At 43.4% G+C, this 21,131-nt stretch carries 24 protein-coding genes; 9 read left to right on the top strand and 15 right to left on the bottom strand.

Going from position 1 to position 21,131, the window contains the following annotated elements:
• Positions 1-26 precede the first annotated feature (26 nt).
• The 5 genes from M0N77_RS06020 (at position 27) to M0N77_RS06000 (ending at position 6,248) form a co-directional block, all read left to right on the top strand.
• Positions 27-1,694: an MFS transporter gene (locus tag M0N77_RS06020; protein ID WP_353104341.1), complete on the top strand. Its 1,668-nt coding sequence runs from the start codon at positions 27-29 to the stop codon at positions 1,692-1,694.
• 51 nt (positions 1,695-1,745) lie between these two features.
• Positions 1,746-2,621, top strand: coding sequence for a peptide chain release factor N(5)-glutamine methyltransferase (gene prmC / locus M0N77_RS06015; RefSeq protein WP_353104340.1), 876 nt, complete (start codon positions 1,746-1,748; stop codon positions 2,619-2,621).
• A 45-nt stretch (positions 2,622-2,666) separates the two neighbouring features.
• A complete protein-coding gene (locus tag M0N77_RS06010) occupies positions 2,667-3,452 on the top strand; it encodes a HesA/MoeB/ThiF family protein (RefSeq protein ID WP_353104339.1) in 786 nt (261 codons plus the stop codon).
• Between the two features lie 126 nt (positions 3,453-3,578).
• Entirely contained in the window at positions 3,579-4,907 is a 1,329-nt protein-coding gene (locus M0N77_RS06005) for an AarF/ABC1/UbiB kinase family protein (protein ID WP_353104338.1), read from the top strand.
• A gap of 90 nt (positions 4,908-4,997) precedes the next feature.
• Complete coding sequence (locus M0N77_RS06000) at positions 4,998-6,248, top strand: YbfB/YjiJ family MFS transporter (RefSeq protein WP_353104337.1); 1,251 nt, start codon at positions 4,998-5,000, stop codon at positions 6,246-6,248.
• Positions 6,249-6,396: 148 nt separating this feature from the next.
• Here the strand turns inward: M0N77_RS06000 and M0N77_RS05995 are convergent, their stop codons facing one another.
• Positions 6,397-6,918: an Lrp/AsnC family transcriptional regulator gene (locus M0N77_RS05995; RefSeq protein WP_353104336.1), complete on the bottom strand. Its 522-nt coding sequence runs from the start codon at positions 6,916-6,918 to the stop codon at positions 6,397-6,399.
• A 243-nt stretch (positions 6,919-7,161) separates the two neighbouring features.
• On the opposite strand from M0N77_RS05995, the gene leuA reads away from it, so the two are divergent.
• Together leuA and M0N77_RS05985 are read left to right on the top strand one after the other, a co-directional pair.
• Complete coding sequence (leuA, locus tag M0N77_RS05990; protein WP_353104335.1) at positions 7,162-8,922, top strand: 2-isopropylmalate synthase; 1,761 nt, start codon at positions 7,162-7,164, stop codon at positions 8,920-8,922.
• A 252-nt stretch (positions 8,923-9,174) separates the two neighbouring features.
• Complete coding sequence (locus M0N77_RS05985; protein WP_353104334.1) at positions 9,175-9,789, top strand: hypothetical protein; 615 nt, start codon at positions 9,175-9,177, stop codon at positions 9,787-9,789.
• Between the two features lie 152 nt (positions 9,790-9,941).
• Here M0N77_RS05985 and accC read toward each other — a convergent pair whose 3' ends face one another.
• The 8 genes from accC to M0N77_RS05950 form a co-directional block, all read right to left on the bottom strand.
• Positions 9,942-11,303, bottom strand: coding sequence for an acetyl-CoA carboxylase biotin carboxylase subunit (accC, locus tag M0N77_RS05980; protein ID WP_353104333.1), 1,362 nt, complete (start codon positions 11,301-11,303; stop codon positions 9,942-9,944).
• 48 nt (positions 11,304-11,351) lie between these two features.
• A complete protein-coding gene (gene accB, locus M0N77_RS05975) occupies positions 11,352-11,780 on the bottom strand; it encodes an acetyl-CoA carboxylase biotin carboxyl carrier protein (protein WP_353104332.1) in 429 nt (142 codons plus the stop codon).
• 339 nt (positions 11,781-12,119) lie between these two features.
• A complete protein-coding gene (locus tag M0N77_RS05970; RefSeq protein WP_353104331.1) occupies positions 12,120-13,487 on the bottom strand; it encodes an MATE family efflux transporter in 1,368 nt (455 codons plus the stop codon).
• Between the two features lie 103 nt (positions 13,488-13,590).
• Positions 13,591-14,292: an RNA-guided endonuclease TnpB family protein gene (locus tag M0N77_RS05965; RefSeq protein WP_353104330.1), complete on the bottom strand. Its 702-nt coding sequence runs from the start codon at positions 14,290-14,292 to the stop codon at positions 13,591-13,593.
• Positions 14,279-14,683 (bottom strand): RNA-guided endonuclease InsQ/TnpB family protein, encoded by a 405-nt coding sequence (locus M0N77_RS05960; RefSeq protein ID WP_371834220.1) that lies wholly within the window; start codon positions 14,681-14,683, stop codon positions 14,279-14,281. Before M0N77_RS05960 ends, M0N77_RS05965 begins: the two co-directional genes overlap by 14 nt.
• The gene (locus tag M0N77_RS13195) at positions 14,638-14,745 is read right to left on the bottom strand and encodes a helix-turn-helix domain-containing protein (RefSeq protein ID WP_371834190.1); all 108 of its coding nucleotides are present in this window, start codon (positions 14,743-14,745) and stop codon (positions 14,638-14,640) included. Before M0N77_RS13195 ends, M0N77_RS05960 begins: the two co-directional genes overlap by 46 nt.
• A complete protein-coding gene (gene tnpA / locus M0N77_RS05955) occupies positions 14,745-15,140 on the bottom strand; it encodes an IS200/IS605 family transposase (RefSeq protein ID WP_353104328.1) in 396 nt (131 codons plus the stop codon). The genes M0N77_RS13195 and tnpA overlap by 1 nt, the downstream gene beginning before the upstream one ends.
• Before the next feature lie 292 nt (positions 15,141-15,432).
• Positions 15,433-15,906, bottom strand: a complete 474-nt coding sequence (locus tag M0N77_RS05950) for an EVE domain-containing protein (protein WP_353104327.1) — start codon at positions 15,904-15,906, stop codon at positions 15,433-15,435.
• 169 nt (positions 15,907-16,075) lie between these two features.
• Between M0N77_RS05950 and hemW the strand changes: the two genes are divergently transcribed.
• Complete coding sequence (gene hemW, locus M0N77_RS05945; protein ID WP_353104326.1) at positions 16,076-17,419, top strand: radical SAM family heme chaperone HemW; 1,344 nt, start codon at positions 16,076-16,078, stop codon at positions 17,417-17,419.
• Between the two features lie 91 nt (positions 17,420-17,510).
• On the opposite strand, the gene M0N77_RS05940 is transcribed toward hemW, so the two are convergent.
• On the bottom strand, positions 17,511-17,651 hold the full coding sequence (locus tag M0N77_RS05940) for an entericidin A/B family lipoprotein (protein WP_353104325.1): 141 nt from the start codon (positions 17,649-17,651) through the stop codon (positions 17,511-17,513).
• A gap of 369 nt (positions 17,652-18,020) precedes the next feature.
• On the opposite strand from M0N77_RS05940, the gene M0N77_RS05935 reads away from it, so the two are divergent.
• A complete protein-coding gene (locus M0N77_RS05935; RefSeq protein WP_353104324.1) occupies positions 18,021-18,569 on the top strand; it encodes a tRNA (cytidine(34)-2'-O)-methyltransferase in 549 nt (182 codons plus the stop codon).
• A gap of 45 nt (positions 18,570-18,614) precedes the next feature.
• Here the strand turns inward: M0N77_RS05935 and M0N77_RS05930 are convergent, their stop codons facing one another.
• The 5 genes from M0N77_RS05930 to tusD all read right to left on the bottom strand — a co-directional run bounded on the left by M0N77_RS05930 (position 18,615) and on the right by tusD (position 20,961).
• On the bottom strand, positions 18,615-18,956 hold the full coding sequence (locus M0N77_RS05930; RefSeq protein WP_353104323.1) for a TusE/DsrC/DsvC family sulfur relay protein: 342 nt from the start codon (positions 18,954-18,956) through the stop codon (positions 18,615-18,617).
• Entirely contained in the window at positions 18,953-19,282 is a 330-nt protein-coding gene (locus tag M0N77_RS05925) for a hypothetical protein (protein WP_353104322.1), read from the bottom strand. Before M0N77_RS05925 ends, M0N77_RS05930 begins: the two co-directional genes overlap by 4 nt.
• Positions 19,283-19,338: 56 nt before the next feature.
• Positions 19,339-20,040 (bottom strand): IS1 family transposase, encoded by a 702-nt coding sequence (locus M0N77_RS05920; protein WP_353104321.1) that lies wholly within the window; start codon positions 20,038-20,040, stop codon positions 19,339-19,341.
• 168 nt (positions 20,041-20,208) lie between these two features.
• Positions 20,209-20,532 (bottom strand): hypothetical protein, encoded by a 324-nt coding sequence (locus M0N77_RS05915; protein ID WP_353104320.1) that lies wholly within the window; start codon positions 20,530-20,532, stop codon positions 20,209-20,211.
• 9 nt (positions 20,533-20,541) lie between these two features.
• On the bottom strand, positions 20,542-20,961 hold the full coding sequence (tusD, locus tag M0N77_RS05910; RefSeq protein ID WP_353104319.1) for a sulfurtransferase complex subunit TusD: 420 nt from the start codon (positions 20,959-20,961) through the stop codon (positions 20,542-20,544).
• Positions 20,962-21,131: the final 170 nt, after the last annotated feature.

The following is a 21,131-nucleotide window of genomic DNA, read 5'->3' as shown; positions in this document are numbered from 1 at the left end:
ATTTATCCTTGTTGTGGTGAGCTGTTATGTCCGCTGTCAAATCTATACCGCCTGAGCCTCCTGTCGCCAAAAAGTCATTGAGTGAAAGCCTTAAGGCTTATCTTGATCGCCGGGCGATTATTATGTTGTTTTTGGGTTTTGTAGCTGGGATACCTATCTTGCTTATTTTCTCAAGTCTTTCATTATGGCTACGAGAAGCAGGTATTGATCGTAGCGTGGTGACGATGTTTAGCTGGGCTGCTCTAGGGTACGCTTTTAAGTTTATTTGGGCGCCGCTTATCGATGCGGTACCGCTGCCGATATTGACTAAGTTATTGGGCCGTAGGCGTAGCTGGATACTGGTGTCGCAGCTGATGATTATTGCTGCTATTTGTATTATGGCAAGTGTCAATCCTGCTAATCAAGGTAGCCTAGTATTGATGGCAGTGGGAGCAGTGTTATTAGGCTTTTCATCAGCGACGCAAGATATTGTCATTGACGCTTATCGCATTGAGCTGGCACCGCCAAGCTTACAGGCGGTACTGTCCGCGATGTACGTCACCGGCTATCGACTAGGGATGATTGTTGCGGGTGCAGGCGCTCTGTACTTAGCGGATTATTTTGGCTCCACAGAAGCTTTTTATAGCTATGAGGCTTGGCGTAATACTTATTGGATTATGGCTGGAGTGATGAGCGTTGGCGTTATTACTACGCTAATTATCCATGAGCCTATCAGCCAGCAAGTGCTAGTTGAGCGTGAGACTTCTGATTATGCGCGTCTGGTTATGGTATTTGCCATCTCGGTGATAGGCTTTGTACTAGTCTTTGCCAATGCAGGCGCTGTGCTTCCTGAAACCGAAGGCGTGTTCTCAGGGTTTTTAGTTGAAGTGGTACGTATGACCGCGAGTTTGACGGCGGCTATCGCTATAGGTTACGGTTTGGTAAAAGCCAATTTAGTCGCGCCAGAGTTTGCTCGCACCACTTGGGTGGAGCCGATTGCTGATTTTTTTCGGCGCTATGGTATGAAGGCTTTATTATTACTAGCTTTGATCGGTCTTTACCGTATCTCTGATATTGTCGCTGGGGTCATCTCCAACGTCTTTTATCAAGATATGCAGTTTACCAAGGTCGATATCGCCAATGCGGTCAAGTTAGTTGGCGTTATTATGGCGATTGGGGGAGGCTTTTTAGGTGGTATACTCGCGCAAAAAATGCGTATTATGCGCGCGATGATGGTCGGCGCTATCCTTGCTTGCGTGACCAACCTGCTCTTTATACTCTTGACTTATCATCCGGGTAGTTTGCCTTATATGTATTTGGCTGTCATCTTGGATAATCTTGCGGCCGGTCTTGCCAGTGCCGTATTTATTGCTTTTTTATCCGCGCTGACCTCCATTCGCTTCACGGCAGTGCAGTACTCAATATTTTCATCGCTTATGACGTTATTACCCAAAGTAATAGGCGGTTATTCCGGCACCATCGTTGATAGTACCAGTTATCCGTTCTTCTTTATGTTCACCTTTGCCGCCGGTATTCCTATTTTAGCGCTCATTTATTTGGTCGATAAGCATATTGTTATTGGCGATAATGATGATATTTATGGGGGCGATGATGATAGCGGGGATAACAGCGATAATGGCAAAGAAGGTGTTGATTTGATAAAGGCCAATCCTAATCTAACTCAGACCAATGAGCCGCCACGCGCAGCAGAATAAAGCCGCTATCACAGTTAGTCAATGAGTATAAACAGTAAATAAGAGTAAACTATGAGCGCGCCGCAAGTAGAGAAAAAAACTATAAAGCAGATCAAAAATGACGCCTTGCAGCTATCTAAAGCGCTAGCTGTACCGACATTTTGGCTGACTGATTGGCTATTATACGTTATCGATAAGCCTGCGCTATCTTTATTGACTGAGGAGAATTATCCGCTTACCGATAGCGAGCTTGCGCAGTTTAACGCTGGTATTGAACAGATGCAGCAAGGGACGCCGCTTGCTTATTTGACCGGAAGCCAAGCATTCTGGTCGCTTGATTTTAGGGTTAATAAGCATACTTTAATACCCAGACCGGATACCGAGATTTTGGTTGAGCAAGCGCTTGATTGGATAAAGGCGCAAGCACCTGATAATTCACCAAAACGCCTCCTTGATTTGGGTACGGGTACAGGCTGTATTGCTATTAGTTTGGCTCATGAGCTAAAACCGTCAAACTGGCAAGTGGTCGCCGTTGATCTGTCTACCGAGGCGCTAAAGGTTGCGCGTCATAATGCTGCGGCTAATAACACTACCGTTGAATTTATAAAGAGTAGCTGGTACGAGCAGCTATCGCGCGAGGCAGATAAGCGCTTTGATATTATCGTCTCCAATCCGCCTTATATCGATGAAAGTGATAAGCACTTGCAAGGGTTAAAAGCTGAGCCTATCAGCGCTTTGAGTGCAGCTAATAAAGGCTTAGCCGATATTGAACATATCGTCGAGCAAGCGCCTAATTATTTGCAAGGGGCTGGATTATTAGCGATTGAGCATGGCTTTGAGCAAGGCGCAGCGGTTAGAGATTTGTTTAATAAAGCAGGCTTTGAGTCGGTGGCGACAGTGCAAGATTATGGCGGTAATGATAGGGTCACTCTTGGTCAGCTTAGCTAATTATTTTTTTATGCTTTTTATTAACATCTTACTTTGGTAATAAATATGACTCAGGCAACAGATAATCCGTTCTTAACCGATGATGAGTTGATGCGTTATGCCCGGCAAGTCTTGCTTGAGGGCTGGGATATCGAAGCTCAATTGCGGCTAAAGTCTTCGCGTATAGTGATGATTGGGGCGGGGGGTCTTGGTTGCCCGGCGTCTGAGACTTTGGTTCGAGCAGGACTTGGACAAGTACATCTGATTGATGATGATGAGATTGAAGCGAGTAATTTGCAGCGTCAAAGCTTATTCATGCCAAGTGATATTGGTAGAGCCAAAGCGCTAACGGCTGCAAAGATGCTTAACCAGATTAACCCTCTTATAAAAGCGAGAGGGTCAGTGGCACGGCTAACCTTAGACAATGCCTATGAGCTATTAGAGCTAGCCGCTGGCAAACCTGATTTATTATTAGACTGTACTGATAATTTTGCGACTCGTGATATTATTAATCGTATTAGCGTGCGTTATCAGATTCCACTGCTTAGCGCCTCAGCAATTGCTATGCAAGGGCAGCTTGCGCTGTTTGAACCGCAGTTGCACTCAGGCTGTTATCATTGTGTGTTCGGCGGTATGGACGCGGCAGTAGACGAGCGCACTTGTGCCAACTCAGGGGTGCTAGCCAGCACTACCGCTATCATGGGTAATTTGCAGGCTAACGCAGCGCTACAGTATTTAGGTGTTGGTAATAATCCGCTGACAGGCAAGCTATTATTGTGGGATGGCAGCCGTATGCAGCAGCGTTTGATGGGTTATCGTCAGGACGCGCAGTGCTCTGTGTGTGCCTTATAGCTTCATTACTTAATGGTTTAATTTTAAACTCCAAATTCGTTTAAATCGCTTATTATTTTTAGTGATTTATAATTAAGTCTAAAACCTACTCGCTATTTATACTTTTTATCAAAACAGTTGTCATTTATGAAATTACATCGTCCGCATTTATTAAAGCATAGTCTCAATGTCGCTAACCGCATTCGTCAAACCGCTAGTGTAGCAGGCTTGTCAGCGCTGAGGGTAGCAAAGGGTGAAAAGCCCGATGCTTATTTGTTAAAAGAAACCTTTGAGCAATTAGGCACCACTTATATCAAGATTGGGCAATTTATCGCCAGTACGCCGTCGTTATTTCCACGCGATTATGTCGAGGCTTTTCAAGGCTTTTTGGATCAAACTACGCCGATCTCTTATAGTTATATCGAGCAAGTACTACAAGAGGAGCTAGCGATTAATGGTCAGACGCTAACTGATATCTTTGCAGATATAGAACAGCAGCCGCTAGCCTCGGCTTCTATTGCTCAGGTACATGTAGCGCGTTTGCACAGCGGCGATGAGGTGGTGCTTAAGGTACAAAAGCCTGGCGTTGAGATTATTATGCAGACTGATTTGGGCGTGCTGCATGGCGTCACTAAGCTGCTTGAGCTACTGATGCCTTCGATGAAGTTTGCTAGCATCGCGCCTATTATTGATGAGATTCGTCTGCGGATGCTCGCTGAGACAGACTTTATCGCCGAGGCTAGCAATATCCGAGACTTTCAGCAGTTTTTAGCGGTATCCGGCAACACGCGAGTCGTTGCGCCTGAGGTTTATGATAAGCTGACCACCAAGCGGGTGCTGACTATGAGCCGTCTGCATGGAGTTTCGATGATTGATGAAACCGCTATGCGTCAGTACTGTAGTGACCCCGCGCAGGTGATGGCAGATACGCTAAATACTTGGTTTGCAAGCCTGATGCTATGCAACAGCTTCCATGCTGATTTGCACGCTGGTAATTTGATGCTATTGACCGATGGACGCATCGGCTTTTTGGACTTTGGTATCGTCGGTAAGCTAAAAGCTGAAAGCTGGCGCGCTTGTATGGGTATGATGCAGGCTTTGCAAGATAATGATTATCAGGCTATGGCGCGCCATATGATCGATATGGAGATGACTAAAGGCGAGAGTGATGTCGATGTGGCGACGCTTACAACTGACTTGCAGCGTATGATGCAGACTATTATGGCCGAAGATATGGCTTTTACTAGCGGCGTACCGTTCAATAGTAAAGAGCAAGCCGATGAGCTCAACAAGATGATGCTTGAGATCGTCGATGTCGGTAAGCGTCACGGTATTCATTTCCCGCGCGATTTTGCTTTACTCACTAAGCAGCTGTTATATTTTGATCGCTTTATGCGCGCGCTAGCGCCGGATATGGATATGTTTAGCGATCAGCGGGTAGCGATATTAGGACAGCCTGAAGCTATTAGCCAATAGTAAAATAAAACCAAGGATGGTGGATTGTGAGTATAAATTGGCGCAGAGAGGTGCTGCGGTGATAACAGCCGTTACGATAGGGAATTCGTTATGGCAAAGGTAGCGCCGCATTCCCTAATCCCTACTATTACCAATCAGACGCTTATTGCTTGGATAGGGCTGTATTGCCTAGCAGTAGTAATGGGCTATGGGCGTTTTTTATTTACCGCCACCTTGCCTGATATTATGAGTGAGCTGTCGCTGTCAACCACTATCGCCGGCTGGCTGGCATCTATCAATTATATGGGCTACTTTATCGGCTCATTGATAGCGATGTTTGTACCGCATCGTCTGACGTGGCGAGCTTTAATGCTTGGTACGCTGCTGAGTATCGTCACCACTTTATTGTTGTTTATACCTAATATGCCGCTGAGTTTGTGGTATATCATCCGTCTGTTAGCGGGTATCGCTAGTGGCATAGGGATGATACTAGGCTCCTCCTACGTTATTCAAAATTTTAGTATCAATAAGCGCTCCTTGCTATCGACTGTCCATTACGCTGGTATCGGGGTCGGTATTAGCGCCTCCGCTATCTTGACTTGGTGGCTGCTTAGCCTTGATCTACATTTTGATAGTATTTGGTTAGTAGCAGGGCTGAGTAGTCTGCCACTGTTATTATTGCTCTATGCTATTCGACCTAACTCCGAAATATCAGCAGCTGATAAGGCAAAAAAGCAGCCCTCTATCAAACAGACCTATGTCAATTTTAAGCACTCGCTGTATGAGGCGCTTATCGGCCAAACCAAAGCCATCTCACTATTGTCGCTGAGCTATGTATTGGCAGGATTTGGTTATATTACCTCAGCGACTTTTTTACCCGTGATGGCGGTGCAGCAGTTGCCTACCCAGACTCATGCCGGCTTGCTTATTTGGCTGGTGGTTGGGGTGTTTGCCATGCTATCGAATCCGTTATGGGGCGCGCTTGCCAAGCGTATTGGCGAGATAAAAACCTTGATGGGTCTGACCTTGCTGCAAGCGCTTGGAATGTTCGTGCCTTTATGGTTTGAGGGCGCGGTTGGCTTGTATGTCAATGCCGCTATTTTGGGCGCAACCTTTGTTGGTATTGTATCGATGACGTTAAATATCATCAAAAATATGAATCCTGCGTATTCTAATTTATTGATAGGACTTGCCACGTTAGCCTACGCGGTTGGGCAATTTTTAGGGCCATTAGTAACCGTGGCTTTAGCTGGCGCTAAGGACAACTTTGATGCCGGATTACTAGTCGCAGGAGTAGGCCTGATCCTTAGTCTTATATTGATAGTATTATTTAAACGGCAGCTTCTTGTCCGCTCAGGCTAGATACTTTATAAAGTAGATACACAGTATTATAGCGCGAGACTGGTACAAATATTTTTTGCGTGCTGTGTCTACGTTGGCTGTGTCTACGCTGACAGAGGCTGCAAAATATGAATACTAGCTTTACAACATCTCTCTTTTATTAAACGGACTAAACAATACTACGGCTAAATATCTCACGTAACTCAAAACTAGTATGGACTTGCGCCACGCCTTCGATGCGGTTGAGACGGTGCAATAAAAACTCTTCGTAATGCGCCATATCACGTACCCGTACCTTTATCAAATAATCCTCACTGCGACCAGTGACGATACTACAGCTAATCACCTCATTGAAACTTTGTACTTTTCGCTCAAACTGCTCGAAACGCTCAGCGGTATGACGATCCATACTTACCGCAATAAAAACAGCTAGGGGATAGCCTAATTTTTGTGCGTCCGTTTGCGTATGATATCCGGTGATGATACCGCTATCTTCTAAACGCTTAACCCTACGCGCACAAGGCGTCGCCGATAGATTGACGCGCTCAGCAAGCTCGGTAATACTGATACGCGCATCGGTTTGCAATAGCTGTAATAGTCGTCTGTCGGTCTCATCGAGAGTATAATCTAATGAGTTGCTTTGGAGCGGATTAGTAGAGGCTTGGTTGGTTTGTATAATAGTATTAGACATGCTTTGTCCAAAATTTAGGGAATTAATACAATTATAAAGACAAGAACGTGATTATTCACTAATAATCATAATAAAAACCTTAAAATAAGCGGCTTTTCACCTATCAAACTTTGTTATTATAATGACATCAACTTTAGTTTTCTTCTATGATAAGGCTAAGGTAATAATAAAGGTAGGTTTTATCTATTTTTTATATAAGCTACTCAAATTCATCAAAACCTTGTAGACCATTAAGGATTTATTATGTCTGAATCGATCACACGCACTGCCAAAATCACTCCTAAGCATGCTGCTTTTGACTTTCGCAAATATCGTCCTTTTGCTTTTGCGCCGCAATTAACGGATCGTACTTGGCCGAGTAAAACCATTGAAAAAGCACCGATGTGGGCAAGTGTCGATCTGCGTGATGGTAATCAGGCGCTGATTGATCCGATGACTATTGAACAAAAAATGCGCTTTTTTAAGACTTTAGTAGGCGTAGGGTTTAAAGATATTGAGATTGGCTTTCCTTCAGCGGCGCAAGTGGAGTTTGATTTTGCTCGCAAACTTATCGAAGAAAACCACGTACCAGAAGATGTGACCTTGCAAGTATTGGTACAGGCTCGTGAGCATCTAATTGCTCGTACCTTTGAGTCTTTAAAAGGTGCTAAACGCGCTATTGTCCATGTTTATAACTCAACTTGCCGTATTCAGCGCGAAAAAGTCTATGGTAAAAATAAAGACGAGATTAAAGCCATTGCTGTTGCTGGCGCACAATTATTAGTCGACTATGCGGCAAAATATCCAGAGACGGAATGGGTGTTTCAGTACTCACCCGAAAGCTTTAGTCAGACTGAAACTGACTACGCGGTAGAAGTTTGTGACGCGGTATGCGCGGTTTGGCAACCACAAAACGGCCAAGAGGTTATCTTTAACTTGCCAGCGACAGTTGAAGCGTCTATGCCCAATGTCTTTGCTGATCAAGTCGAGTACTTTTGCCGTAATCTCGCCCAGCGTGAGCATGTGATTGTCAGCCTCCATACCCATAATGATAGAGGCTGCGCAGTAGCGGCCGCTGAGCTTGGGGTATTGGCAGGCGCGGATCGTATTGAAGGCACGCTACTTGGTAATGGTGAGCGCACCGGTAATATGGATATCATGGTCATGGCGATGAATCTATTTAGCCAAGGCATCGATCCTGAGCTTGATTTTAGTAATATGAGCGAGATTGTACAAGTGGCAACCGAATGCACAAATCTGCCAGTGCATCCGCGTCATCCGTATGTCGGCGAGTTGGTCTTCACCGCCTTTAGTGGCTCGCATCAAGATGCCATTAAAAAGTCGCTTGATTATAACGAAAAGCATGTCGATGAGACCGAAAACTTCTGGGATGTGGCTTATCTGCCGATAGATCCGGCGCACATTGGTCGTAGCTATCAAGACGTGGTGCGTATCAATAGTCAGTCGGGTAAAGGCGGCGTGGCTTACATTTTACAGCGTAATTATGGCTTTAACTTGCCGCGCTGGATGCAAATTGACTTTAGCGGCGTGGTACAAAAACAAGCTGAAAATGCTGCTCGCGAGTTGCAAAACGATGAGATCTTACAGACCTTTGAGAAGACTTATTTGCAACAAGGCGATTTTGATTTGCTCGATTATACGGTAAATAATAAAGGCGGCGAGGTGTTCTTTGATGGGCAAGTGCAGATGAATGATGAAGTCATCACTATCAAAGGCAAAGGTAATGGACCGTTATCCTCCTTTATCGATGGTCTTGCACATCATACTGGCAAATCTTTACATATTATTAATTACGCAGAGCATGCCATTAGCGCTCAGCGTAGCGATGAAGAGGATGATAACGATAATAAGACTAATGCTAACGCTGCCGCTTATATTCAGCTCAATGTTGATGGCGAAGTTTACTCGGGTATTGGTACTTGTAGCAGTACCGTCTCAGCGATGCTAAAGGGTGCATTATCTGCTTTTGCTCAAGCTTCCGCACCAGTCACTACAGCGGCTTAGTGTTAGTAAAAAGCCACTAATAAAAACGTCATTACAAACTGTCTTAGCAGTGAGTGATGACGTTTTTTTAGTTAAAAAGGCTACCCGTTAGGGTATGAGTTTGCTTAACTGATAAAAATAAGGCCTAAGCTTGCCGTCATGCATCGTCGTGCAAAGCTTAGGGTAGGGGTGGAACGCATAATGTTACTTGTCTTTTGCCTGACAAAGATTTACGCTGGGATAGATAATAAACAAAATTAAAAAAGGTTGATTATGGAACCCCTCTCATTTGCGTCATTTACCTTAGCAGGTATTTTATCTACTTTTCCGGCTGCTGGCGAACAAGTTAGCCAAGCGGTTATTACCACTCACATTAGCCCTGCTATCGCTGGCCAATGGGAGATTGAGCTTGATAATAGCACTGATGCTACCTTTGAGCGTACTATATCCAATGTTCAGCGAAGCGAAGAGGCAGATATAAGTATAGATAATTTAGGCGGCATTGTTGCTCAAAGTGAGCAGCGTATTGTTAGAGCTAAACCTAGTGTAGATAAACCAGCGAGCGATGTAACTATGGATCTGTCCGCTGCTAATGCTAAGCAGTGCCGTGAGATTTATCACTTTGGCGCTGATAATGAGATGTGGTCTGTAAGTGATAAAGAATGGACCTATGGGCGTTATATCGTCACTCATCTAGAAGAAGGACTGCCTATTATTGCACTAAAAACTATTTATGATAATAATGAAAAAGATTGCTCAGGTAATCAAGTCGATCAAAGTGGCGAGTCTTTTATTGCCTTTCTGAATCATAAGGGTAATCAGATGCAGTGGTGCGCTGATCCCGAAGGTAAAGAGTGCTTTATGACTTTTAAAAAAGTGCTGCCCTAATAAGTTTTATTAATAAGTTTCATTGTTGATATCGTAGGGTGTCATCTATTTTTTCAAGGGCAAGTTATCTATTTGTTCAAAGACGATAAAGTAAAAAAGCCGCTGTCTCAGTAGACAGCGGCTTTTCATTGTTAAACTTTTGGCTTATACGGCTACGAGACTTTTTCTTTCTTATTAGCCTCTAATAACTCTCTTTCTAGGTAATGAATGTTTTGCGCTTCTTCCACAAAGCTCTCATCAGCTAAGATAACATCCCGATGTAGTGGAATATTGGTCTTGATGCCTTCAATGATCAATTCATCTAGAGCCTGCAAAGTCTTTGCAATGGCTTGCTTACGAGTTTGACCATGACAGATCAGCTTGCCAACCATAGAGTCATAGTAGCTTGGAATCTCATAACCAGGATACAGATGCGAGTCAAAGCGTATGCCTGCACCGCTTGGGCTATATAGCTGCGTGATCGTACCAGGAGAGGGCGCGAAGGTTCTAGGATCTTCAGCATTAATCCGGCATTCGATAGCATGCCCCTGAACTTCAATCTCGCTTTGGCGATAAGACAGACCGTAGCCTGCGGCAATTTTTAGCTGCTCAACCACGATGTCGATACCAGTGATCATCTCGGTAATGGTATGTTCAACCTGCACTCGCGTGTTCATCTCAATAAAGAAAAATTCATTATTTTCAAATAAGAACTCAAAAGTACCCGCACCGCGATATTTCACTAATTTGCAGGCTTTCACACAAGCTTCTAAGATAGGCTGGCGCACATCATCTGGGATATCTGGAGCAGGCGCTTCTTCTAGCACTTTTTGATGGCGGCGCTGTAGTGAGCAGTCACGATCAAACAGATGAATAGCATTACCATTGCCATCGCCTAGCACTTGTATCTCAACGTGACGAGGGTTTTGCAAAAAGCGTTCCATGTAGACGGTATCATCACCGAACCACAGCTCCGCTTCTTGTCTTGCCGCTTGCACTTGGCCTACTAATTCATCAAAGCGCTCAACGACTCGCATACCGCGGCCACCGCCACCGGAGGCCGCTTTGATGATAAGCGGGAAACCAATATTGCGAGCTTGCTCTTCAGCGTTGGTGATAGTTACCGCGCCAACAGAGCCAGGTACCGTTGGTACGCCTGCTTTTTTCATAGCATTAATGGCAGAGACTTTATTACCCATTAAGCGAATGTGATCGGCGTTAGGGCCTACAAAGGTCAGCCCTGCTTCTTCAATACGTTCAGCAAATTCAGCATTTTCGGCCAAAAAGCCATAACCAGGATGGATAGCATCCGCGCCCGAGATCTCAGCTGCCGTTAAGATGGTATCGATATTCAAATAGCTTTCAGTAGCACTTGGATTGCCGATACATATCGCTTCGTCAACGAAGCGTAAATGCATAAGATTAGCATCAGCGGTGGAGTAGACGCCTACTGTTTCTATGCCGAGCGCTTTACAGGCACGGACAATACGTAGGGCAATCTCACCTCTATTGGCGATAAGCAGTTTTTTTATCATGGGGTCATCCTTGTCAAAGTCGTTCTAAGAGTAGGGTACATGCCGTCTTTAAGCCTTATAGCGAATAACGGGCTGACCGAACTGCACAACTTCAGAGTTATTGACCAAGATCTCAGCGATAACCCCGCTTTGCGTGGCTTCTAGAGGATTCATGATTTTCATAGCTTCGATGATACCCAACGTATCACCCGCTTGTACTTGCTGACCGACTTTGACAAAAGGAGGATCATTAGGGCTAGCGGCAGCATAAAACACCCCAACCATAGGAGAGGTCTCAACGCTGCCCGCTTTGGCCGCAGGTTTAGCGCTAGCGGTAGCCGGAGCGACACCAGCAGCTGGTGCTGCCATCATGGTCGGAGCAGGAGCTTCATAGTGACGAGTCAAACTAATATGCTCATCATCAGAGCTGACTTCTAGATTGACTAGCTCGTTTTCTTCCATGAGGGCGATTAGCGTGCGAATTTTTTCGATATCCATTTTTATAAAGACCTTATGCTTAAGTTCAAAAAAGTTAAATTCAATAAAGTAGCATGCACAGAAGATGAAGCTGTGTTAACTCCAAATCCTATGATTAACAGTGTAACAAAGTATTCAATAATTAATGACTCATGATACCTATCTTCGCAGCAATGAGCAATCAATGTACAGTTGTTAACTGAATTTTTTTACATTTTATTGACTTAATAGACAGCGTTAGCAATAAATTGCTGATGATTTATCTTAATATAAGCTATTTAGTCGTACTGCTACGGTTTATTATGGCAAGGTCATTTTAAAGCTTTAAGACTTATTATGGCAAATAATGAATAAAGATGATTAGCTCCACTGCAGCGCCAAGCGTTTTTGTTGATAACGCAAACGTATAGTCAGCAAAATAGAGGCTAAAAATAAACCAGCAATTAGCGCCATCCAAAATCCTTGAGCGCCAGTATCAGTATAACGTACCAAATAAATCCCTAAAGGTAGCGCCACGATCCAATAACAAAACAGCGTCACCCACATCGGTATAGTGGTATCTTGCATGCCGCGTAGGATACCGGCGACATTGACCTGCCAGCCATCGAACAGCTGATAGGCAAGAGCAAAGATAAGCAGGTGCATAGCTTGCGCTCGTACCTCTAAATTATCAGTAAACGCGGCGGCCACTTGCGGGCGAAAAAACCATATGCCAAGCATACAAGTAATAGCAATCAATATAGTCCAAATAAGACCAGTCACTTGTACATGACGCAGCGCTAATAAGTTTCTCTCGCCATAGCGATTGGACACCATAATGGTCAGCGCCATAGCGACCGATATCGGTATCATAAATAGCTGGCCGGTGACCGAAAGCGCTACCTGATGCGAGGCGGTAGCGATCTCACCTAATGGGCTGATGACTAGTGCTCCTAAACTAAAAAGACTGGCCTCAAAAAAGATAGAGACACCAATAGGAATACCTAGCCTTAGCAGCTTAGTGATTTGTACCCGATTGGGCGCACTAAAACCAAGGAAAAAACGCGTACTGGCAAATTGCTGACGTTTAGTAAAAGCGGTATAAGCTGCCAATAACAGTACTGTAATCCATAGCACTATAGCAGTCGCTACCCCGCAGCCTGCACCGCCCATCTCCGGCATCCCAAACAGCCCATGAATAAAAATATAGTTCAATGGAATATCGGCGAGTAAACCAATAATACTGATGACAGTCACAGGCTCAGGTCGGCCTAAAGCCTCGCAATAACTACGCAGCACCGCATAAACAGCCATCGCCGGAAAGCCAAAAGACACGCCATGCAAATACTGCGCGGCGATAGGTTGGATATTTTCAGGGACGCCCATCACTGGCAATATACTGGGCATAAGATTGACAATTATAAAACCAATAATACCGATGACCCCAGCTGTCCAAAGCGATTGCTGAGTGATATGCGGTACTTGCTCGTTTTTATTTTGACCTACGGCTTCACCAATCAGCGGCGTAGTAGCGATCAAAATGCCAGTCGCTAATAAAAACAACGGCAGCCAAATGCCAGAGCCGACAGCGACAGCTGCCAAATCAAGTGCTGAGACGCGTCCGGCCATGATGGCATCAACTACACCTAAGGCAGCTTGGCAAAACTGAGTGATTAAGATAGGGAGCGCGAGTACACCTAAACGTAAGCTGTAACTCTTAAAATCTATAAACGATATTGGGGAAACCATAGTTAGCAACTGCATGAACTACCCGCTACCTAAAGAGGTAGGGGTTTCTTAGGTAATACCTTTACTTGATACGATGCTTTGTATCAGCGGTTAGGTAAATGGACTAAGCTAACCCCGCCGCACCGACGGTTTTGATTGATGCCAGCTTCAACCCCTCATTGAGGATGTTTATGCTAGCGTTGATGTCTCTATTGTTATTTTGTTGGCAACTAGGACAAGTCCAAGACCTTACTGACAGAGATAGCTTATCTTTTATCAGTAAGTGACCGCATCCTGAGCAGGTTTTAGAAGATGGATACCATCTATCTATTTTAATCAGCGCTTTGCCGTACCATTCTGCTTTATAAGCCAGCATCGTGGTAAAGGTTGACCATGAGCTATCTGATATGGCTTTGGCAAGCTTACGGTTCTTGACCATGCCCTTGACGTTCAAGTCCTCAATTGCAATCACATCGTGGTTTTTGATGAGATTGAATGAGAGTTTATGCAGAAAGTCTTTGCGGCAGTTAGTTATCCTCTCATAGACTTTGGCAACCTTGAGCTTTTGCTTTTGATAGTTCTTACTATCAGACAGCTTACGTTGTTCAGTATTGGCAATTTCTCGCCTTCTGGCTAGTGTTTTTTGCTCTCGCGCAAGCTTGTCTTGTAGCTTTGATAGAAACTTAGGGTTAGCAGCTTTACTACCATCTGATAAGACGATGAAGTCTGTTAATCCTAAATCAACACCAATGTTTGAGCCAGTTTTGGGTAGTTCATCAATTATTGTTTCTACCAATAAGCTGACATAGTATTTACCTGATGGCATCCGGCTTACGGCTTACTGTGGCGTTCTTTATCAACCCATTTATACTGCTTGGAAAACTAGCTTTAACACGACCAATCTTGGGTAGTTTAACGCTATTACTGGTTGTAGACACGCTGCCCTTTTGGTTGTTGGTGGTGTAGCTATCACGATGACCCTTTTTCTTGAATTTAGGGAAGCCCGCGCCTTTGAAAAACTTACTATAGGCGGCCCTTAGGTTTTGCTGAACATTGGCTAGTGCTAAGCTATCTACCTCTTTAAGCCATTCGAACTCTTTTTTGTATTGCGCAGGGGTGTTTTTAAGCTCGACCTTATGCTCGTTGTAATACTCAATCTTATCAGCAAGCATCATATTCCAGATAAAGCGCGTGCAGCCGGCGGCTTGGCAAAAAATTCTTTCTGCTCATCATTAGGATACAATCTTACTTTATAGGCTTTTAGGAGTTGCTTTGTCATTATTGACCCTGATCAATAACATACTGTTTGATAACATCTAAAGGCGCTCCGCCTGTAGTGATTAAGCAAAAAGATTGTGACCAAAACTTGGACTTCCAAAGTTTTTCTTTGATTTTGGGATAGTCTTTTTTAAGTAAGCGAGAACTAGCCGATTTATAAGCATTAATGAACTTGCTGATTTCCGTTTTAGGGTGAGCCTTGAATAAAACATGAATATGGTCTTTATCATGATTCCACTCTATTAGCTCAATCTTATAGCTATCACCAATGCGCTCAAATATTGACTTGGCGGCATCTGACACTTCATCGTCAAACACCTCACGACGATACTTGGTAACCATGACAAGGTGATAGTTTAGCAAAAAGACTGAATGGGAATTAGTGTCTAGTATCATAGCAATGTATAGCTTCAAGTGATTAAGACTGATTATGACTTAGTGCAACATCGAAATCAATAAGTATCGCATTCATCCCACCACCTATAGAGGTGGGGGAATTCTGCGGTAACTAGTTAAAATAAAAATAACCCATCAATCCAAGCGATGAATTGATGGGTCAAAAAAGAAGAATAAATAAGCGTCAAACTTACTATAACGCTCATACCGCCTCATTATAGCGCTAACTGGCTCAAATGATAAGGTTTTAGGAAAATCTAAAGTTATGATTTAACAATTGACTAAAGCAAAGCTATAGCAGCTCTAAAATCTCAGCCATCTCCATAATAGCTTGCCAATGCTTAGGTTGTAGTGGAATCACGGTTAATTGCTCGCAGCCTTTTTTGAGTAGTAGCGAATCCTCTAACGCCGGTATAAACTTAAGCTGAGACAAGGGCAAGATATCTTTAAAAGCCTGCTCAAAGCTTAAGTCAACCATATACCAACGAGGCGTCTCGATAGTTGCTAGCGGATCATAATGTTTGTGCTCTGGGTGAAATTGACTCGGATCAGGATAGCCGGCTTTTACCACCCTCATAATACCAGCGACGCCTGAGGGCTTAGCGCTTGAGTGATAAAAGATAACTTGATCACCAACGCGCATCTCATCACGCATAAAGTTACGAGCACGGTAATTACGTACCCCGTCCCAACACTCTACTCCTAAGCGCTGCAAATCGGTTATGCCAAAATATTTGGGGTTAGATTTCATTAGCCAATAAGCCATAAATGATCCTAATTTTCTGTTTTAATATATAGGAGTTAACTTTGCCTAAAATACTGAGTTATTAGTAGGCCTATTTATTAAAGGTTTTGTTATCAAGCCTCTTTTATTTACGCGCTATAGTGGTTATCCTAACGAGCTTTACAGTTGCCATTTAACCTTAAGTCTAATTATGTCAGAAATGAAAGCTAATGCTTGTTATAACCACCCTACAAATGGCTTGAGCAATGACTCAAATCATAGCCAAAGCCCTAAAATCGGTGAGCTTGAGGTTACCAGTATTCCGCTAGCGCTCTATATCCATATCCCTTGGTGTATAAAAAAGTGCCCTTATTGCGATTTTAACTCGCATGAGCTGCCAGAGCATAGCTCCATATCTATGTATGATGAGTATGTCGATGCGCTACTGGCTGATGCCAAGCTGCAGCAGCCTTTAGCGCAGGGGCGTAAACTCGTCTCGATATTCATCGGTGGCGGTACGCCATCCTTGTTGCCGATTATTCACTATCAACGCCTCTTTCACGGTCTGCGTCAGTGTTTTGACTTTTGCGATGATATTGAGATCACCATGGAGGCCAATCCAGGCACGCTTGAGCACGCGCCCTTTCGCGAGTATCTACAGGTAGGCATTAACCGCTTGTCTATTGGCGTGCAAAGCTTTAGTGCTGATAAGCTCAAAACCCTTGGGCGTATTCATGACCCAAAGCAAGCGCTAACGGCTATTCAGGCGGCGCGTGAAGCGGGTTTTAGTAGAGTCAATGTCGACTTAATGCACGGTCTGCCGCAGCAAAGCCTCGTCGAGGCGCTACACGATATTCAGTTAGCGCATGATACTGGCGCTACCCATATCTCTTGGTATCAGCTGACTATCGAGCCAAACACCGTATTTTATCGCGAACAGCCTATCTTGCCTGATGAGGATAATTTAGCTGACATTGAAGAGGCAGGGCAGGCTTTGCTACAAAGCTTGGGTTATCAAAATTATGAAGTATCGGCTTGGGTAGGCAGGCTGGATAAGCCTTGTCGGCATAACCTCAATTATTGGCAATTTGGCGATTATTTAGCGATTGGCGCCGGCGCTCATGGCAAAGTGAGTATTAACCCGGCTAAACTTGCTAAAAAACACGTAGATTTATTTGACCAATCATCGATCGAGTCCGGTATTTATCGCTTTAGTAAGTCGCGTCTACCTAGAGATTATATTAATTATAAAGATTACGTTGACTACAAAGGCTTGAGAGATAACACTGAGCGCGTTATAGCTCCTAAAATGGTAGGTTGGCAGCCGATTGCTGGTGATGAGATGGTCAGTGAGTTTATGCTTAATGCATTAAGGCTACATGACGGGGTTACTTGGCAGTTGTTTGAGACCCGCACTGGTCTAAACTACAGCGCTATTGCCAAGCCGATAGAAAAATTAATTACCCAAAAGTTGCTTGTGGCGAATGCAGAAAAACTACAGACTACTAAGCTTGGTCAGCGCTATCTAAATCAGATATTACGAGAGTTTCTATAACTTAGTACCTCAAAAATAAATAAGTAGATGCAACTAAAAAAGACTTACCAAATTAATGATAAGTCTTTGAATAAAAATCTAAAAATGCTGCTTAGATTTTTTGCTTTACGTCAGTAGCGGTGTTGCTAACAGCATCACCAGCACTTGAGACGTCTTGGCCAAGACCTTTAAAAGTGTTGCAACCAGTCAATACAAACATAGCAGTCAAAGATGCGATTACTAATTTTTTCATAATTATTTCCTCAAAATGGATGGGTTATTTAAAATAATTTAAATGGCTTTAGGCGTTAAAACCATATTAATGTTAATCAAGATAAATAATAACAAAAGGCTAAAACCACCTATCAACATCAGGAAAAACAATAATTAACTTAGCTACAAGTTATCGATATTGCCTTGCTATCCGATAAAGCCATCATAGTAAAAGTTAAAATCTATGCAAAGTATCAAAGTGTAATTATTAGCCATAAACTGTAACTTTTGATTACCAACGAGTTAAATGGCTTTACCTTATTGAGAGCTAATAAAGAGCTATTTTAGCGCTAATTACCCTCCATTAATATTTAAGTAAACTACAAAACTGCCTTTTTATGGACCTTCTATGACTATTCATATCGTACTCGTAGCTCCCAAAATGCCCAGCAACACAGGTAACATTATTCGTCTTTGTGCCAATAGTGGCGCGCAACTACATTTAGTCAGACCCTTAGGCTTTGAGCTTGATAATAAAAAACTGCGCCGAGCGGGTTTGGATTACCATGAATATGCGCATTTGCAAGTGCATGAAGACTGGGCGGCCGCTAAACAAGCTTTAGGCGCGGCTGATTGTCACATTATTACTGCTTTGACCACTAAGCTTAGCCGTCCCTTATACGATTATGATTTTGCTAAGCTGTCAAAACAGAAGGTTTTACCGAATGTCGCCTTGGTGTTTGGCTCAGAAACCTCAGGTTTAGCCGATAACATCCGCGCGGATATTGGCGCTGATAATTGGCTGAGATTACCGATGTTACCGGACTCGCGCAGCCTAAACCTAGCCAATAGTGTAGCGATATGTCTATATGAGGTATGGCGTCAGCAGGGCTTTTATGGTGATACAGGTCAAAGTATCGGTTATGATACTTTGAGTGTGTATAATCCAAAAGAATAATGGCGGTAGTTGAAAACGCAGCCTAAAGCTGCGCTTAACTAATCTTTATAAGCAATTAGGCGGCTTTGGTAAGCCTGCTAGCCGATTGACATGGCGCGCGACTAAACCGGTATTGAAGAGCTGCTGCAGTTTTTGATTACTTATATTCTGTTCAGGCAAAGTTTTTTGTAGCCATTTAATCAGCGGGCGGGTAGCCGGCGCATGATTGAATTTGTCAAAGAATTCTCGTACTTGCAGCAATACTTGTAAATGCTCATCAGTTAATTCGACTGCCAAAGTATCTGCTAGCTGCTGAGCAATAACCGGTGTCCAAAGACTGTGATCGCAAAGATGACCATCTTGATCTAAAGTGAGAGTCGCCAAAGTAACAAAATCATCATTATTCATAAGCTAATCGTCACTACTTTATCAAATTGACTGTCCTGCGTGAGCTTGACCCACTCAACGTCGCTCATGACTTTATCAATTTTGGTCTCAAGCTTGAGTTTTGCGGCAGTAGTCTCGCCAAGCTGTGAGATATCATCTGCTAAAGCATAAATAGCGCTTATCCCTACTATCTCGTTCTCATTTAAATAAGCTTTTAGCCAATCGATAAAAGCCACTGTGCTGCCTAATAACAATAGACTGTCTCCTCTACGCCAAGTGAGAGCAAGCTGATCGGTACTGCGTCGCAGGTTATCCATAGTGCTATGCAATTGATATAAAGTGGCCATAAAATTATCCGTAGAGCTTTAAAATGGTTGGTGGTGTTCTAAAAAGTATGCTGGCATCAGACGTAGCCATAATTGACATAAAAGAACACCAGATCGAATACTTTAAAGTGATTATCAAGCTTTTTTGAGAAGCAACAAGTCTTTCTAACCGCTCGACGCAATCGGTGTCTAAGACGGCAGTTATTGCCTTCAATCCCTATCGTATGCTGTTTGCCAATTCGTTTGTTATCACTTTTAAAGGCGGTTATAAAACTGTCCCAGTTGTCCATACTAATAGAGCCATAGCTGACTGTAAGCTGCTTTAAACGTATTCTTAACTTCTTAGCCGTTTTTAGGTCACGTTTGCCCCAGACATAAGCGACAATCTCATTAGTAGCACGGTCATAAGCGTAGATGAGCCAGACTTTACGCTTCTTGCGATACACGTAAGTCCAGAACTCATCAACCTCTAAGCGTTCATAATAGTGCTTCTTAGGTACAATCTTGTAAATGGATGAGCCTATGGTGCTAAGCACTTTTCCGATGCTAACCTTGGCTATAACGGCTATGTCTCTAACACCACAACCTCGGACAGTCATCAGTCGTATGAGATCTTCTATTCTAGAGTGACAGCCGTTATAGGTTACTGCATGATCGCCAATAAACTGACGTTTGCAGTCCTTACATTGGTAGTTCTGCTTGCCATAGCTTTTTATGCCATTTTTCTTTAGACTAAGACTGTGACAGTCGGGGCAATTGATCTGTATTTGTGTCTTCATAACCTCAAATATATCATCTTGCTTCGGCTGTCACCCTTCCTTTATTACCCCAGCATACTTTTTGATACACCACCAAATGGTTTATTAGAGTAATCAATTTTTATATAAAAGGGACTAAATAAAAGGTGTCAAATAAAAAAGCACCTTTAAAAGCACCTTAAAAGTACATTAAAAAGTCAGTATCTGCTCAAAATCATTAGCGTCAATAACCTCAGGAACTAGTGTTAATTGAGTAGCCAAATCATTGGGTAACATACCTGTGAGCCAGCCACTAAAGACATCATCTGGCAGCCAAGCGGCAGGCATATCATATAGCTCTAACGATTGAATCATGCCATGCAAACGTGATTTGGGCTGCATCAATAAGCCAAACACTGGCGCGTCCAGATACAGCTGCACTTCATGGCCAAAAGTTGCCAACGTCAAAGCTAAGGCGCAGCCTTCATAGCTTGCCATCTCAGTCGGAGTGCGCAGTTGAATCAACAGTTTCATGATAAATCCTTAAAATGAGATTAGGCGACTATGGGTTTGTAGCATCATAGCCAGCTCACTTAGTCCGACTAATTCAAAGCCACTGGCTAAGTTATCACCGCTTAACTGATGACGAGCACTGTTATCACTATCACTGACGCCGCGGCTAAGCGCGGTGCTGACGCATATAGGTAAAGTGATATTATGCTCAGCAGCTAGCGTTTGCCAGGCTTGGGTTAAGTCAAGCTGATCGGCTGATTGCCAGCGCAAGCGATTTGCCAAAGGCGCGGCATCTGCATAAAAGAACAGCTGCAAGTTTGGCTGATGACTATTATCAGCCTTAGTCTTATCAGCTTCATCATTGAGTAAAGCTTGCGCGTAACGCAGGGCCAAATGAGCTAGCGGATGGCTAGGATCTTTAGTGATTAGCAAAGTAGTCTTGGTAGTCATAAATTAAGTATCACAAAGTTAGGCAAGTTATAAAAGCGGCGTTATAAAAGTAAGATTGGCTTTGTTTCTAAGATTCTAAATAATGTCTTATTTACCGACTATATTATCATCGTTATTTATAAGCAGAAAAAGTATCAATAATATGGTTATGGCAGTTTCGCTGAGGTTTT

This window comes from Psychrobacter sp. AH5 (genome assembly GCF_040371085.1).
In the GTDB taxonomy this organism is placed as follows: Bacteria; Pseudomonadota; Gammaproteobacteria; order Pseudomonadales; family Moraxellaceae; genus Psychrobacter.
The sequence above is the reverse complement of the archived record's forward strand: the minus strand, read 5'-3'. Positions and strand labels throughout refer to the sequence as shown.